We start from the raw sequence: 16,171 nt of genomic DNA, 5'->3' as shown, positions 1-16,171 counted from the left end.
GCGTTTATTGAGCCGTAATCATTACAAACCGTTCATTTTGGCCCCATCTTGGTTCCGCATTCATTAGGCTGAGATCCAACGCCGTTTGGTATGGGTCAACAGCAAAATGGTCGCTTACTAAACCCCAGAGCATCCAGTTGATTGCGGTTTCATTCTCGGTAAGCTCTTCGAGTGGCGCTTGGAGGAAAAAGTACTCATCTTCGCCATCGTAACCGAGCAGATCATAGATAATGTTGCGTAGCTCTCGATCCAAATCATGTTGGAGATTGATTGAGTCGCACAGTTGCTCTTCTGTTGGGCCATTCTCATGGCGATAAACATTGCGTTTTGACTCTTTGCGTAAAGTACCTGTGCCAGTTTCAATGCTTACTTTCTTTTGCGAGTGTTGCTCAAGAACTTGAATGATTTCATCCTCTAGTTGATCGAGTTTACTCAGCAAAACTTGATTGTTTATGTCACCAGCGGGGGAGGCCATCATTTGGAAGGCTTTCACTCTCTCGTAGACTGCTTTCCCGTGAGGAAGGGCTGCAAAACACTGTTCTCGGAGCGCTTCATTGGCTTGCCAAATGCCCGAGTAGAGCTCGTAATCATGTGTATATGGTGGAAGATCTTCAGTATCTTCCCCTAATAATTCTCGCCAGCGCTTTTGCCACTGTTCTTCTTTTGCGTGTTTTACACGCGCGTATTGCTTAACCCAGCGGTTACGAAGTTTTACCCCAAAAATGGCAAGTCCCCATGGAGCGAGCAAATAAAAATAATAGTGAGAAGAGTTATCCCAAAAGTAACCGTAAACGTAAACACCAAAAGCAAGCACCCAAGTTCCAATAGTACAAGCAATAACCCCGGACATTATTGATGATTGGCGCTTTGTTTCTCTTAATGTATTACCTTCAGCACATAACCAAAAAATGCCGCCAAAAACAAAGGCAAACGTTGTCATGAAGTAGGCAATCCCCGCTCCCAAAAATCCCCAAAGTGACATGTATTATCCCTAGCCAAATGTCTGCTTTATTCACTCATCAATGACTCGAGGAGTAAATGTGTTTGATGTGGCGGAGAATTTACCATTAATGCCAACCTTTTGATATGCACTCGATGACTTATTGGGAATGAGTCACAAATAAAAATAGATGGTATCAAGCATCAAAATTTAATTTAGAACCTTTGATTGTCGTGAACTCTATCTGGAAGAGTTAAGGGGGCGTTTAAGGGCAATTTTCCTCATAAAGTCGTTATTTAGAAAAAGGTAAATTAATGTTTTTATTGATAATTGTGAGAAATCTTGGGTTGGGATTGATCCCATAAATTTAGAGTAAAAAGCCTATTTTTGGGAGCGATTTCATAAATTTTATGATACTGATTTCACTGTTTGAGCTGTAAAGAATATAAACCCCCACTCAATGTATGTTAATAATCAATGAGTGTTGTTATGTCTCATATCCGTTTTTTCCCGCGCCATCGTTTGGCGCTTGCTTGTATGCTAGCGAGTGTGTCTAGCTTCTCTTTTGCACAAAACCAGTGCGCTGTTGCTGATTTACAACAATCGAGAGACTTGGCTGCTGCCGTTTCTGGTGCAGAGTATGATTGCTACCACGCTTGGTTTTCAGCTCCTTCCGCAACGCTGAACGATATTTACAGCGAAGCGAGCTTAAGCCGTATCCAAGTCGCGTTGGATCAAGAAATTGCCCGCTATCGTGGAGAAGCAGAGCAAGCTCGTGTTCTAGAAAATCTGGGCGAGTTTATTCGTGCTGCATACTACGTTCGTTACAATGCTGGCACAGGTACACCTGAGTTTTCAGAAGCGTTGAGTCAGCGTTTTGCTCAGTCGACGAACCTATTCCTTAACAACCCTCATGCTTTGGATCAAGGCCGTGAACAAGTTGGCGCAATGAAGAGCTTGACTTTGATGGTTGATAACGTGAAGCAGTTGCCGCTGACCATGGATAGCATGATGGCCGCGTTGATGCACTTTAACCGTGAAACCGCGCAGGACACGCAATGGGTCGATGGTTTAAACAACCTGTTCCGTTCTATGGCAGGTCATGTAGCAAACGATGAGTTCTACCGCTACATGGCAAACAATACTCACCATATTGATACATTAGCGAGATTCGCATCTGATAACGCTTGGGCATTGGATACGGATGCGAGCTTTATTGTTTTCAATGCATTACGTGAAACTGGTCGTTTGCTTGCGAGCCCAGATCAGGAGACCAAACGCAAAGCCTTGGCTGTGATGCAACAAGTGATGCAGCGTTACCCACTGGGTAGTGAGCATGACAAACTGTGGCTTGCTGCCGTAGAGATGATGAGCTACTACGCACCTGAAGGTTTAAACGGTCTGGACCTAGATCAAGCGAAGCAAGATCTAGCAGCGCGCGTGATGCCAAATCGTTTTGAGTGTCAGGGACCTGCCATCATTCGCTCTGAAGATCTGACCGATGCTCAAGCTGCGAAAGCGTGTGAAGTGCTGGCTGCGAAAGAAGCCGACTTCCATCAAGTGGCGAATACGGGCAATCAACCTGTCGCTGATGACTTGAATGACCGTGTTGAGGTGGCGGTGTTTGCTAGTAACGACAGCTACGTTGATTATTCTTCGTTCCTGTTTGGTAATACAACGGACAACGGTGGTCAGTACCTTGAAGGGAATCCATCAAAAGCGGACAATACCGCCCGTTTCGTGGCTTATCGCTATGCGAATGGCGAAGATTTATCGATTTTGAATCTAGAGCATGAGTACACGCACTATTTGGACGCGCGATTTAACCAGTACGGCTCATTCAGTGATAACTTAGCCCACGGTCATATCGTGTGGTGGCTGGAAGGTTTTGCTGAATACATGCATTACAAACAAGGCTACCAAGCTGCGATCGAACTGATTGCAGGCGGTAAATTGAGCCTTTCAACTGTGTTTGATACCACATATTCTCACGATACTAATCGTATCTATCGTTGGGGTTACTTGGCCGTTCGATTCATGCTGGAAAATCATCCGCAAGACGTAGAAAGCTTGTTGGCGTTGTCGCGCACTGGTCAGTTTGAACAGTGGGCGCAACAGGTGACGACATTAGGTCAACAATATGACGCAGAGTTTGAGCGTTGGTTGGATACGTTAGAAGTGGAGCCAGAGCAACCAGGTACTGACCCAGAAGAGCCAATAGAACCAACAGAACCTGAAGCACAAGTGACTGAATTGACGGCGAACCAAAGCATTCAACTCAGTGGCGAAGCATACAGCGAAAAACTGTTCTACGTTGATGTTCCAGCCAACACCGTTAACTTCAATGTATCTATTGAGGGCGCGGGTGATGCGGATCTTTACATGAGCTACAACAAAGTCGCGCATTACTACGACTTTGAAATGAGCCAGTATGGCGATGGCAGCAATGAAGAGATTGTATTTGAGCCAGAGCAGGATGGTTACGTGAAAGCAGGTCGTTACTACATCAGTTTAACTGGCCGTGATAGCTATGACTCTGTGAATCTTGTGGCTGCTTTAGACGTTGAAGCGCAAACACCGCCAACACAAGTGCAAGACGATTTGGCACCAGTGGTACTAGAGTCTGGTGAAGCAAAAATGCTCACTGTGCACAAGCAGCGTTATGCGGCAGTGTATGTACCTGAAGGTGTTGAAGAGATTCGTGTATGGCTAACGGCCCACTCTCAAACTGGTAATGTCGATCTATACGCCAGCAGAGAGCATTGGCCTACGGTTGAGCAACACGAGTACGTGTCCAACTATGCAGGTAGCAACGAATACTTTGCGATTCCTGTTACTGAAGCGGGCTATGTGCACTTCTCTCTTCAAGCACCAGAACAAGGTGATGACGTTGAAATGTTAGTGCACTTCAACTAAAACATGCTCGATTAGCTGAAATCGAGATAAAAAACGTCGCTCATAGAGCGGCGTTTTTGTTTGTATCGGATGCCATTGTGATCAAACAGCGGCGAATGCCAGTTAATCGGCTGATTTATCGAGTTATCCTTTGCTCTTTTTCTAAACGGCTTTAGGTTTGTATTACAATTTACCGCGCACATAAACTTTTTTAGCGACGCGTTCTGTGACCTAGCTTCTGATTTGTGCTTTCCAAACGGATACAATATATATGCACCCCGTGCAATAAAGTGAAAAGGGAAAGACATGAAAACGCTTATTTATGAAACGTTGATTAGCCTTGCTAACCAAGAACCAGAACAACATGCAAGAATCCGACAAAATCTATATGAACAGTTGGATCTGCCGTTCGATAAGCAGCTGGCTTTGTATTCTTGTGCCCTTGGTCCTGCAAGTTCAGGCAAGTTGGAGAGTAGTCAAGGCATTAACAACGCGGTAGATTGCGCGGTTAAACTGCTTGAAACCCCTGAGCGCTAATTCACTCGTTGTTTAAATCACGGCCCGATCCCCAAGGGCCGTTTTTAATTGCCTTTAAATTGATTTCAACGTCGTGATTACTCTGCTCTTTCCGCCAGCACTTCTTTGAAGGCAAACATGCCGTTTAATGCCGCTGGAAACCCTGCGTAGACGGACATCTGTAAGATGACTTCTTTAATTTCAGCCTCGCTGCAGCCTACATTCAGTGCTGCATTGAGATGTACTTTCAGTTGTGGCGAACAATTCCCCATTGCCGTTAGCGCGGCGACGGTTGCGATTTCTCTCGATTTTAGGTCTAAGCCTGGGCGAGCATAAATATCGCCAAACGGATACTTAATGGTGTATTGAGCTAAATCTGGGCAAATATCTTGTAAGCTTTCGATGACGTTATGACCAGCGTCGCCATCAATGTGAGAGAGTAGTTCTAATCCTTTGTTAAAGCGTGATTGTTCCATTGATATGTTCCTAGTGAATAAATGCAAACATACCTTAATCCTTAGAGTTAACTCTAAGTCAACGAACTTTTCCGCTTTTATACAAGGCAATTTTTTCTTCTAGAGCCGTTAAGTGCTTTTGCTGCTGTTCAATGTGGAGCTTGAGGTTTTCTTGGTGTTGCTCTAGCAAGGCTTGGCGTTGTCGTACAGACTCTGAGCCGACTTCCCTTAATTTTGCATATTCCAGAATCTCTTCAAGCGGCATTGCAGTTTCTTTTAATCGCTTTACGAAGCTAATCCAGCTTAGATCTTTCGCACCATACACTCGATGCCCACTCGCGTTTCTATGGACATGTTTAAGTAAGCCAATTTTTTCATAGTATCGAAGTGTATGAGCAGACAAGCCGACGAGGCTAGAAAACTCTTTGATATTCATGATTACCCTCCAAGGTAATTCATACCAATAGGCATAAGCTAAGTTCCGCATTTTGAAGTCATTTCGGGATAGATACAAACGGTAATCTTCCATGTTTTAAGGTGGGATACGCAGAAGGGGGCTGTTTTGAATACGCGCCAAACGTGATCCACCTGCCAGTTTCACTTTATTAAAAATTAGTTACTCAATAGAGTGGTTTGGCTGTTTTTAGTCTTTGGCCTCCTTTAGGGCGTACCCGGGCATTTTCTTTTATATATTTTGAATGCAATTTTTTGCAATACAAAACAATGATTTAGTTTGTTTTATGTGCGGTGTGCTTGAATGTCATCTACTCGTTTACGTCCAGAACCGTTTCTACTTGGGCAATGGAGGAGTCACTACGCCTTCATTTTCAGCCTTGAGTTAGGGCGAAAAGGGTGAGGGCGTCTGATGAATAGCTCTTATAATTTCGACTATTGAATTCACTCACAAAAAAATGCAAACAAGTAATCGTGAGTGAAAACGAGTAGGAGAACAACATGAGTGGCTCACAGGAAATACAATCATTCGGTGCGAATGTTATCTTACATGCGTTTGATTGGAAGTATGCTGACATTGCCCAACGAGCAAAAGAAATCCACGAGCTAGGTTACGGCTCCGTGCTGGTTTCGCCACCAATGAAAAGCGCCCAGGATGATCGCTGGTGGCAGCGCTATCAACCTCAAGATTACCGTGTCATCGACAATGCGTTGGGTGATACCAAAGACTTTATCCGTATGGTTCGTGAACTGGAGCAAGTTGGCGTGTGGGTTTACGCTGACGTGGTGTTTAACCATATGGCAAATGAGGCCCACCTTCGCCGAGACCTCCAATACCCAAGGCAAGAGGTCCTGGAGGAATACCAACAAAACAAACAGAAATATCAGTCGCTAACGTTATTTGGCGACTTATCTCAACCGCTTTTTGATGAAGAGGACTTTGTTGAAGCATTCGGTATTAAAGACTGGAAAGATAAATGGCAGGTACAAAATGGACGCATCACAGGTGGACCAACCGATCCTGGCTTGCCAACCCTCCGTGTTTGTGACCATGTCGTTGAGCAGCAACGCGCTTACCTAAAAGCACTGAAAGCCATTGGTGTGAAAGGTTTTCGTATTGATGCCGCGAAACACATGACGTTAGAGCATCTTAAACGTGTTTGGACAGACGACATCACGCGCGATGTGCATATATTTGGCGAAATTATTACCGATGGCGGTGCGACAGAGGAAGAGTATCAGTTGTTTCTTGAGCCGTATTTACAGAAAACTCGCTTAGGCGCTTACGATTTCCCGTTGTTCTCGACCATTTTTAAGGCGTTTGCTAAAAAGGGCAGTTTCAAGTCGTTGATTGACCCATACTGTTTCGGTCAGGCCCTTTCGCCTGGTCGCGCCATTACATTTGTTGTCACGCATGACATTCCTAACAATGACGTTTTTCTTGATCTGATCATGGATGAGGAAAACGAATGGTTAGCTTATGCCTACATTCTAGGCCGCGATGGTGGTGTGCCATTGGTTTATACCGACTTAAACACGAGCGGTATTACAGATAAAAATGGCAAACCAAGATGGCAAGGCGCATGGAACGATCCACGAATGGCGAAAATGATCCAGTTCCATAATATGACGCATGGCGAGTCGATGAGTGTTCTTGAAGGTAACGATGATATGCTGGTATTTACGCGAGGGAGCAAAGGCATTGTCGTGCTTAATAAATCGCAGCGTCAGCAGTCTTTGGCATTGAAAATGGATGGCGACTGGGTGGATTTGATGACGGATCAGGACGTTCCATCTGACGGTAAGTTAATTGTGCCACCTAAAGCCTCAATGTTGCTCGTCGAAAACTAAAAAATAAAACACCGAGCTTAGCGAGCTCGGTGTTTATGTTTGTCGGCGGTCATTCAAGAACGGGTAAAGTCTAATGTAAAACCGAAGTCTTTCGCCTCTGCTATGAGGTTATGAGCACTCATTAACGCAACATTCAGCCTTTAAAAAGCCGATCACATCATCTAAACATTGGTACTCTGCAACGCAAAAAAGGGTTCGCCCCTCACGACGTTGGGTGAGAAGCCCGGCTGAGGCTAGACTAGAAATATGATGAGAGAGAGTGGATGCAGGAATGCCAAGCTTTTCTTGTACGCCGCCTACCGCGATACCTTTGTATCCCGCTTTGACAACTTCTTTGTAAATACTTAAACGAGTAGGATGCCCCAACTCTTTTAGTGCTTTAGCGACGGCTTCAAGCTCCATACTGACCTCTAAAGAATGACTACAGTAAATTTGTTTCGATAATAGGGAAAGTCTCGGTAAATGCCAACTCTTGTGATCTAGGAACGATTTAAATCAGATGAGATTCATACCGGCTCATACCAGCACAACAATAATTGTCTACTCCAATGAGACAGATCAATCTTCATTATTATTTCACCCCACGTTCAAACTCCCTCGTCTACACTTATGGGTGAGTTGTCAGTTGGCAGACCAAGGAGGCGGCCATGATTGCGGTTCATAGAGATTATTGTTTGTCTAACAGTTCAGATTTACATGCTCACGTTAAAGTTAACCCTGTCGGTAAATTAGAAGTTGAGATTGTAGAACTTCAAGAGCGCCATACCACAGAGTTTGATGATTTGTCTTTTGAGAGCCGTGGGTGTGAAACTCGAATCTGTGGTAAAGAAGACACAACTCCGTGGCAGTTCAATCTTGCAGTTACTGATGCGTTAGAGCTTTCTCACTTAGTGGAAGAAGCAAACGAAGAGTATGAGATTTTAATGAATGATCTTATGTAATCTCGTGAGAAGATCATTTTATCCTGCACGGCATGTGACTCGGTACTGAAAAAGAAAAACCTCCCAAACGGGAGGTTTTTAACATTGAGCAAGTTACCGTCAGATCGGCTCTTCTCTCGGCGGTGTTAGTTCTTGAACGTTATCTTCATTGAAGTCATCGGCGTAACCTTTCGGCGGTGGTGTCCAACCACGTTCTGAGCGCGAGAGTTTGTCATGGCGATCTTTTTGCATCTCTTCCGCCATTTTTTCCTCTAACTGAATAAACAGTTGTCGGAAATTGTTGTCATAACGTTCGCCTTCAGAATCATCTTCCCAAGCTTTGTAGAGTAGCTCGGACTTGCGCGTTTCAACACGCTTGTATGTCGCTTTTTGCTGCTCAACAAAGAAGGGATGAATACCGAGTGCTTTCATCGTGTGACCACCCATCTCCAATGCGGAATGGTAGGTTTCCGATTCAATAATATCAGCCCCAGCTTGACGCAAAAGATAGCCGTGACCACGGTCAAAGGCGCGTGCGATCACCGTTACTTTGGGGTACGTGTGTTTGACGTACTTCACCAGTTCCACACTCGATTCTTGGTTATCAATTGCGACGACCAACGCAGCCGCATGCTCGATGCCTGCAGTGTGCAGCATATCTGGTCGAGTCGCATCGCCAAAATAAGCACGAGTGCCAATCTGGCGCATGTTATCAACTTGGTTGGCTTGGTGATCGAGCACCACTGTTGTTACACCATTAGAAACAAGCAAGCGGTTAACAATCTGACCAAAACGGCCGATACCAGCGATGATTACTGTGCCTTTTTCTTCAATCGTATCGCTTTCCCTTTCGTTTGATTGAGTTTCAAAACGCGGCAGTATTAATTTGTCAAATAGAATGAACAAACCTGGCGTTAAGAACATTGAGATAGCAACAACCAGCGCAAGCGTTTGCGAGAGTTCAAACGGAATGACGTGGTTTTGCACAGAGAAGCTTAGCAACACAAAGCCAAATTCACCCGCTTGAGCCAAGCTTAAGGTAAACAGCCAGCGGTTGCTGCCTTTCACACTAAATATCAGCGCGAGAATAAACAGCACCAAGGCCTTTAATACCATCACGCCAATGGTCAGTGCCATGATCAACCAGAAGTCACCAAATAGAACCGAGAAATTGATCCCAGCTCCGACGGTGATGAAGAACAGACCCAGCAACAACCCTTTAAATGGTTCGATATTGGACTCTAGCTCGTGACGGAATTCGCTGTTCGCCAATACAACGCCAGCCAAGAAGGTTCCTAATGCAGGAGATAAGCCAACTAAACTCATCAGTGCTGCGATGCCGATCACCAGCATCAATGCGGTGGCGGTAAAAATCTCACGCAGCCCAGAGCTAGCAACATAGCTCAGCAGAGGTCGACTTAAAAAGTGACCACCAACGACAACAATCGCAATCGATGCTGTGATGACTATTCCGTACGCCCAGCCCGGTAAATCGGCCACGAGGTTTAAATCGTCATGATGCTGCGCAGCCGTTTGAACGGCACTTTGTGCTTGTTCGACTAACTCCGGCAGTGCCAGCAATGGAATAAAGGCCAACATCGGGATAACAGCGATATCTTGGAAAAGCAAAACAGAGAACGCGTTTTGTCCGCCTTCTGTCTTCGTTAACCCTTTTTCGCTAAAAGTTTGCAAAACAATCGCGGTAGAAGAAAGGGCGAAAATCAAACCGATGGCTAAGGCAATAGTCCAAGGCTGCTCAAAGTACAGGGCAATACCCATAATCGCCGCGATGGTACCGCCAACTTGAAGACCGCCTAAGCCCATTAAACGATTTCGCATTGACCAGAGCATTTTAGGCTCTAGCTCTAACCCCACTAGGAATAGCATCATCACCACGCCAAATTCGGCAAAGTGCTGAATTGTCGTTGTTTCCTCACCGACTAAACCGATAATTGGACCAATTACCACACCAGCGATGAGGTAACCTAAAACGGAACCGAGCCCTAAACGCTTGGCAAGTGGTACCGCAATCACAGCGGCAATCAAATACACGAAGGCTTGTAAGAATATCCCTGTCATGAAGCCTCCTTGATGAGCTTCGGAAGTGCGCTGTTGAGTTTGATTAATGACGCAGCTGCTTCAACATCCAGTCTATCTTCGACTAATGCTGTTAGCAGGCTTTTGTATCGTTCGACATGACGGGGAATTCGGCCTTCCTCTTCGGCTGTACGTGCGCCGAACAAAGCAAGAGGCGCAATGTAGTGCATACCCGTGAGCGCCGACATTTGCTCGATAGGAGCGAGCAGTTCCCGAATCGTAAAATGGTTGTAGCCTTCGGCTTTATAGGCTTCTTCTTTGCCGCCGGCAGAAAGCACGCACAGCATGGTTTTACCTTGTAGTTCGGTTCCTTCAGTGCCGTAAGCAAAGCCATACTCCAAAACCAGATCTTGCCACTCTTTTAAAATTGCTGGGGTTGAATACCAATATAGTGGGAATTGAAAAACCACCACATCATGCTCACGCAAGCGTTGTTGTTCACGGTCGATATTGATATCGAAACGAGGGTATTCACCATAGAGATCAACACATGTCACGCCTTCAATTTTTTGAGCTTCTTTGAAAAGTGGAGTATTCACTTCTGAACGATGCTGGGAAGGATGAGCAAAGAGAATTAATACTTTTTTATTCGCCATAAGGATCCTTGCTATCTAAATAACCATGCCCGGTAGGAGCGCAGGTTGGTTAGAAAATGTAACTCATAAATGGCCGTCAAGCTAGCTTGGAAAAGTGCTTAAGCTGTTTCAATATCAATAAAAAACCACCAAATAAGTTGGTGGTTTTGGCAAGCGTCAAATTCTAATTAATCATGAATAGGAACGACTAAAATATCGACTGGTGACTTGTTGATAAGATGTCTTGAGTAGGAAATGATTTTGCTCCAGAAATCTTGGTGATGGCCACAAATCAGCAAGTCCACTTCTTGCTCTTTGATGGTAATTTCGAGCTTATCGGCTAAATCACCAGTACCCACGAAGAAGTGTTTGAGTGGATAATCCATGTACTCACTGAATGTTCTCAAACATTCCATAGAGTGCTCATTCAGCGGCCTTTGGTCTGGGTTCTCTTTAATGTCTACGAGCTCACGATAAATTTCCCCGTGAGTTCCATCAATATGGATGAATGAAATATCGGAGTCGAGATAGTTAGCCATCGCTACGGCTCTGTCGATCAGAACAGTGCTCTCATCGGACAGTTCGAGTGCAACAAGGATATGTTTGTATTTCATTACCACGCCCTTATGTGGATTAGCTTTACTGTAAGCATAGTATGGCTTGGGCAAAATTTGTGTAGATAAGATCTCGAAATCGTTCAAAGTTTTGATAAATAATGCTGCTTGCTTTTTAGTCAGAAAACCCGCTAGACTTCGCAAATCATTTCTCTAGGAGATTACGCCAACATGAAGAACTAAACCTGTCATCCATATTTTTTACTTATTTTTTGGATCTGCAGGGTTAGTAGGCGTAGCTCACTTTCCGATATTTCTTTGCAACAAGACGACTTTTTGATTTGACGTTTATCGTCGAGCTTTACATAGAGCTTAATGCGTTTGTGCACGCGTTTTGTTGCAATCTCAAATCATAGCTACGGCTGTTGTCCCTGTCATACAGGAGGCAAATTATGCCAGTTTTACAAGCTTTTAATGTTAGCCATCAGTTTGATAATGGCGAGACGCTATTCCAGTCTATTTCTTGTTCCATGACTAAACGACGTGTTGGTTTGGTTGGGCGCAATGGCATCGGTAAGTCACTTTTGGCTTCCATTTTGGCGGGAGAAACTCAGCCTGCCAGCGGTGTTGTGACTTCTCCCTCTTCTTTCATGATGTATCGCCAGCAGCCGTCTGATTTGCTTTCAGGTCAGCAATCGATCGCCCAGTTTCTGGGCAAAGATGCGGTCTTGCATGCTTTAAAGCAGATTGAACAAGGTGATGTTTCTGAACATTGGTTCGAACTGGTTGGCGAGCAGTGGGATATTGAATTGAAACTCAAACAGCAGCTCGCTGCGATGGGATTACCGCAAGACCCTGATTTCTCATGTGCTCGGCTCAGTGGTGGTCAGTTGGCGCGTTTGCAGTTATGGCAACTGTTTGAAAACGAAACGGAGCTTCTGATTCTCGATGAGCCATCCAATCACCTCGATACCGAGGCGAAACAATGGTTGATAGAGTCTATGAGGCATTTCGGTGGCGCGATTTTACTCATCAGTCACGATCGCGAGCTGCTTCGAGCAATGGAGGAAATTTGGGAACTCTCGGGCCTAGGTTTACAGGTTTTTGGTGGAAATTACGATGTGTATGCCGAGCAAAAACGCACTGAGTTACAAGCGGTCGAAAGGCAGTTAGCGCAGGTCGATAAACACAAAAAACGGTTAGCTGAGCAAGCCCAGAAAAATCGCGAAAAAGCAGACCAACGCGCCGCGCAAGGGAACAAACTGCGCAAAGACGGCAGTCAGCCCAAAATTTTGCTTGATGGCAAAAAGGATAGCGCGACCGCCAGCGCCTCAAATCGCAATAAGAATGAGCAACTCAGACAAGCGCATTTACAAGCCAAAGAGCGGGCGTTGCAATCGCGACATGAGCAGCTCAAAGCGCAAAAGCTTTATCTTGCAGATAATCCGAACCGTTCGCGAAAAGTGTTGTCGATACAAGAAGGTATATTGCCTTTTGGAGATTCTACTCCTATCACGTTGCAGATTTTTGCGAACGATAAAGTCCATCTCAAAGGGAAAAATGGATGCGGAAAGTCAACCTTGTTAAAGACGTTGCTTGGCGAGTTGTCGTTGCTGAGTGGTGAGCTGCAAGTGAATACTCACTTGTATTATCTCGACCAACACTTTGGCGCAGTGAATCCAAATCTTTCGTTACTTGAGAACGTAATGGAGACTTGCCAAGAGATGACGGAAAGTGAAGCGAGAACCTTATTGGCGGGGATCGGTTTTCGTCGAGACGCTGTGTTTCGGTTGGGATGCGTACTAAGCGGTGGCGAGAAGATGAAGCTCGCAATGCTGATCGTCAGCCATCAACACTCCCAGCCTTTGCTGCTGCTTGATGAGCCAGATAACCATCTCGATCTCGATTCAAAAATAATGCTTAGTCAGGCGTTAAATGCATACAAAGGTGGATTTGTTCTGATTAGTCACGACCAAGATTTCGCTTCTGAGTCTGGGGTTTTGCGTCAAATCGAACTGAATTAAACGAAAGAGAGTAAACGCCATCGTAGCTCTTCAGCGTTGTTCCTAAGCTCTACACTTCCACTTACCGATATGTAGAATTCGCCGGAAATGAGGGAGTTAGGGTGGCTTTCACAACTCGTTTAATGAAATTAGATTCATTTTGTCGATATATAGTAGAGTTCTGATGTATTGCACAAAAAGACAACAGAAAAATAAAAAGGAATTTCATGAAAAAGAACACCCTAGCATTAGCAACGGCTCTCGCACTCGGAAGTGTGTTGTCTGTGGCGCATGCAAATGAAGCGGTGCAGTCGTCGGTTGAACAGGTAAATCCGAAAGCCGTCACGTACCCAACCACACAAAAAGTGGATGTTGTCGATGACTACTTTGGTACAAAAGTGAGTGATCCTTATCGCTGGTTGGAAGACGATCTCAGCTTAGAAACCGCAGAATGGGTGAAGGCACAAAATGCAGTGACGTTTGATTATCTGTCGAAAATCCCTTACCGCAAGCAGATTGAAGAGCGCATTACTAAGCTCATGGATTACGAAAAACAAAGCCAACCGTTCAAAGAGGGTAAATTCACTTACTTCTACAAAAATGACGGGTTACAAAACCAAGACGTGCTTTATCGGCAGCTAGGTGATGGTGAAGCAGAAATTTTCCTCGATCCAAATACTTTTAGTGAGGATGGCACCACATCGTTAGCGGGAGTGAGCTTTTCACGAGATGGATCTTTAGTTGCATACAGCATTTCGGAAGGCGGTAGCGATTGGCGAAAAGTCATAGTTCTAGAGACAGAAACCAAAAAGCCCGTCGGCGAAACGCTGGTGGATATTAAGTTCAGCGGCATCAGTTGGCTCGGCAATCAAGGCTTCTATTACTCAAGTTATGACAAGCCACAGGGGAGTGAACTCTCCGCGAAGACAGATCAACACAAGCTCTACTTTCATAAGCTTGGGACGAAACAAAGTGAAGATCAGCTGATTTTCGGCGGGTTTGAGGAAGAGAAATACCGTTATGTTGGCGGCTATACGTCAGATGATGAACGCTACTTGTTTATCTCAGCCAGCGTATCGACATCGGGTAACAAACTGTTCTTTAAAGATTTGAGTAAGCCAAACAGCCCGCTTAAAACCATTTTAGATAACACCAGCTCTGATACTTGGGTAATAGACAACCAAGGCACGAAACTGTACTTGGTTACGAACCTTAATGCGCCGAACAAACGCGTCGTGACGGTGGATGCGAGTCAGCCGCAGCCCAAAAACTGGAAAGATTTAATACCTGAAACAAAGAACGTGTTACGTGTTTCTACCGCGGGTGGCAACTTGTTTGCGAGCTATATTGTTGATGCGATCTCGATGGTGAAGCAATACGACATGAACGGCAAACTCATCCGAGAAATCAAATTGCCTGATATTGGCAGCGCATACGGTTTCTCGGGTAAAAAAGAAGAAACCGAAGTCTACTATTCTTTCACCAACTACAAGATGCCAAGCACTACGTATCGTCTGAACATCAAAGATGGTGATAGCGAGGTGTACTACAAATCTAAAGCGCCATTTGATCCAGCTTTGTATGAATCTCGCCAGGTGTTTTACACCTCAAAAGACGGAACAAAAGTGCCGATGATCATCACCTATAAAAAAGGGACACCGATGGACGGCAGCGCACCAACCATCCTATATGGTTATGGTGGTTTCAACATTAGCCTCACACCATCTTTTAGCCCGACACGTGCGGCTTGGCTGGAGCTTGGTGGTGTTTACGCGGTAGCGAACATTCGTGGCGGTGGGGAGTATGGTAAAGAGTGGCACAACGCTGGCATTCAAATGCAAAAGCAAAATGTGTTTGATGACTTTATTGCTGCGGCTGAATTTCTAATTGATGAAAAGGTAACGTCATCAAACAAGTTAGCCATTAACGGTGGATCGAATGGTGGCTTGTTAGTGGGGACAGTTATGACGCAACATCCAGAGCTGTTTAAAGTGGCGCTGCCAGCAGTCGGCGTACTGGACATGCTGCGTTATCATACTTTTACCGCAGGTGCTGGTTGGGCGTATGACTACGGTACGGCAGAGCAAAGTAAAGAGATGTTCCAGTATCTGAAAGGTTATTCGCCAGTGCACAATGTAAAAGCGGGGGTGGAATACCCAGCAACATTGATTACAACGGGTGACCATGATGATCGTGTTGTTCCTGCTCACTCTTACAAATTTGCTGCTGAGTTGCAGTCAAAACAGGCGGGTTTAAATCCGACCTTGATTCGCATCGAAACCAATGCAGGGCATGGTGCTGGCACACCAACGCGTAAAATAATTGAGACAAATGCAGATATTTATAGCTTTGCACTGTTCAATATGGGAATAGAGAAACTGCAATAGTGCGAATCGTTTGCGTTTTTAGTTAACGAAATGCATTGGTGCTTTTGCACTCGATAATAAAAGGGAATCACAGAGTGTGATTTCCTTTCAATTTATTGTGGAGTAACTATTCTAAATTGACCGCAAGGCTAATTAAATTAAGGTATTTGCAATTTATTACAACTCTCTTCTTTACCTGAAGAGTAATATACGATATAAATAAAACTTGATCGCGATCACTTAACACCATTGCACTCCTTATTTATATGGTAAATTTAATTAATCATTTGTTCTAATGATAATTGAATTTTCATAAGTTTTAATATTCCCTTCTTCGTAAAGCTTACCAAATTTCAAGTTATATAAGATATAAGTAGCAGTGATTGAACTTTTACGACGCTTTATTTTATTTTAATTAAAACGTCTAATGTTTCGTCATTATTAAATTTGCTTTGATAATTTATATTATCCAAAGCGAGTTGTGTTGCTTGCTATTTATGATGACCTCATGACGTGAATAATTTTATAATCATTAAAATGGATACA

The 16,171-nt window shown here is 44.5% G+C and carries 13 protein-coding genes; 6 read left to right on the top strand and 7 right to left on the bottom strand.

Features of this window, described 5'->3' with window-relative positions; translation table 11 throughout:
* Positions 1-4: 4 nt before the first annotated feature.
* Positions 5-982, bottom strand: coding sequence for a hypothetical protein (locus MSG33_RS05525; RefSeq protein ID WP_248380177.1), 978 nt, complete (start codon positions 980-982; stop codon positions 5-7).
* A gap of 447 nt (positions 983-1,429) precedes the next feature.
* Between MSG33_RS05525 and MSG33_RS05520 the strand changes: the two genes are divergently transcribed.
* Positions 1,430-3,856 carry a M9 family metallopeptidase gene (locus tag MSG33_RS05520; protein ID WP_248380175.1) on the top strand — a complete coding sequence of 809 codons (2,427 nt, stop codon included), beginning with the start codon at positions 1,430-1,432 and terminating at the stop codon, positions 3,854-3,856.
* 285 nt (positions 3,857-4,141) lie between these two features.
* Positions 4,142-4,372, top strand: a complete 231-nt coding sequence (locus tag MSG33_RS05515; protein WP_005375384.1) for a PAS factor family protein — start codon at positions 4,142-4,144, stop codon at positions 4,370-4,372.
* A 77-nt stretch (positions 4,373-4,449) separates the two neighbouring features.
* Here MSG33_RS05515 and MSG33_RS05510 read toward each other — a convergent pair whose 3' ends face one another.
* Both MSG33_RS05510 and MSG33_RS05505 read right to left on the bottom strand, forming a co-directional pair.
* The gene (locus MSG33_RS05510) at positions 4,450-4,827 is read right to left on the bottom strand and encodes a carboxymuconolactone decarboxylase family protein (RefSeq protein WP_248380173.1); all 378 of its coding nucleotides are present in this window, start codon (positions 4,825-4,827) and stop codon (positions 4,450-4,452) included.
* A 58-nt stretch (positions 4,828-4,885) separates the two neighbouring features.
* The gene (locus tag MSG33_RS05505; protein ID WP_248380171.1) at positions 4,886-5,242 is read right to left on the bottom strand and encodes a MerR family transcriptional regulator; all 357 of its coding nucleotides are present in this window, start codon (positions 5,240-5,242) and stop codon (positions 4,886-4,888) included.
* Positions 5,243-5,760: 518 nt separating this feature from the next.
* Between MSG33_RS05505 and MSG33_RS05500 the strand changes: the two genes are divergently transcribed.
* Positions 5,761-7,110, top strand: coding sequence for an alpha-amylase family protein (locus MSG33_RS05500; protein ID WP_248380170.1), 1,350 nt, complete (start codon positions 5,761-5,763; stop codon positions 7,108-7,110).
* A gap of 108 nt (positions 7,111-7,218) precedes the next feature.
* Here the strand turns inward: MSG33_RS05500 and MSG33_RS05495 are convergent, their stop codons facing one another.
* On the bottom strand, positions 7,219-7,512 hold the full coding sequence (locus MSG33_RS05495; protein WP_005375388.1) for a metalloregulator ArsR/SmtB family transcription factor: 294 nt from the start codon (positions 7,510-7,512) through the stop codon (positions 7,219-7,221).
* A gap of 245 nt (positions 7,513-7,757) precedes the next feature.
* Here MSG33_RS05495 and MSG33_RS05490 point away from each other — a divergent pair, with 245 nt between their 5' ends.
* Complete coding sequence (locus MSG33_RS05490; RefSeq protein WP_005392536.1) at positions 7,758-8,051, top strand: hypothetical protein; 294 nt, start codon at positions 7,758-7,760, stop codon at positions 8,049-8,051.
* 99 nt (positions 8,052-8,150) lie between these two features.
* On the opposite strand, the gene MSG33_RS05485 is transcribed toward MSG33_RS05490, so the two are convergent.
* From MSG33_RS05485 to MSG33_RS05475, 3 genes are all read right to left on the bottom strand, one after another.
* Complete coding sequence (locus MSG33_RS05485; RefSeq protein ID WP_248380169.1) at positions 8,151-10,109, bottom strand: monovalent cation:proton antiporter-2 (CPA2) family protein; 1,959 nt, start codon at positions 10,107-10,109, stop codon at positions 8,151-8,153.
* Positions 10,106-10,723 (bottom strand): NAD(P)H-dependent oxidoreductase, encoded by a 618-nt coding sequence (locus tag MSG33_RS05480; RefSeq protein ID WP_005392538.1) that lies wholly within the window; start codon positions 10,721-10,723, stop codon positions 10,106-10,108. The genes MSG33_RS05485 and MSG33_RS05480 overlap by 4 nt, the downstream gene beginning before the upstream one ends.
* Before the next feature lie 167 nt (positions 10,724-10,890).
* Positions 10,891-11,316, bottom strand: coding sequence for a universal stress protein (locus MSG33_RS05475; RefSeq protein ID WP_005392539.1), 426 nt, complete (start codon positions 11,314-11,316; stop codon positions 10,891-10,893).
* Between the two features lie 392 nt (positions 11,317-11,708).
* Between MSG33_RS05475 and MSG33_RS05470 the strand changes: the two genes are divergently transcribed.
* Together MSG33_RS05470 and MSG33_RS05465 are read left to right on the top strand one after the other, a co-directional pair.
* Positions 11,709-13,280 (top strand): ATP-binding cassette domain-containing protein, encoded by a 1,572-nt coding sequence (locus MSG33_RS05470; RefSeq protein WP_248380168.1) that lies wholly within the window; start codon positions 11,709-11,711, stop codon positions 13,278-13,280.
* Positions 13,281-13,486: 206 nt separating this feature from the next.
* On the top strand, positions 13,487-15,646 hold the full coding sequence (locus tag MSG33_RS05465; protein ID WP_248380167.1) for a prolyl oligopeptidase family serine peptidase: 2,160 nt from the start codon (positions 13,487-13,489) through the stop codon (positions 15,644-15,646).
* Positions 15,647-16,171 lie beyond the last annotated feature (525 nt).

The organism is Vibrio sp. 1CM7H, from assembly GCF_023161645.1.
Classification (GTDB): Bacteria; Pseudomonadota; Gammaproteobacteria; order Enterobacterales; family Vibrionaceae; genus Vibrio; species Vibrio diabolicus.
This window is presented reverse-complemented; position numbering and strand designations above follow the sequence as displayed.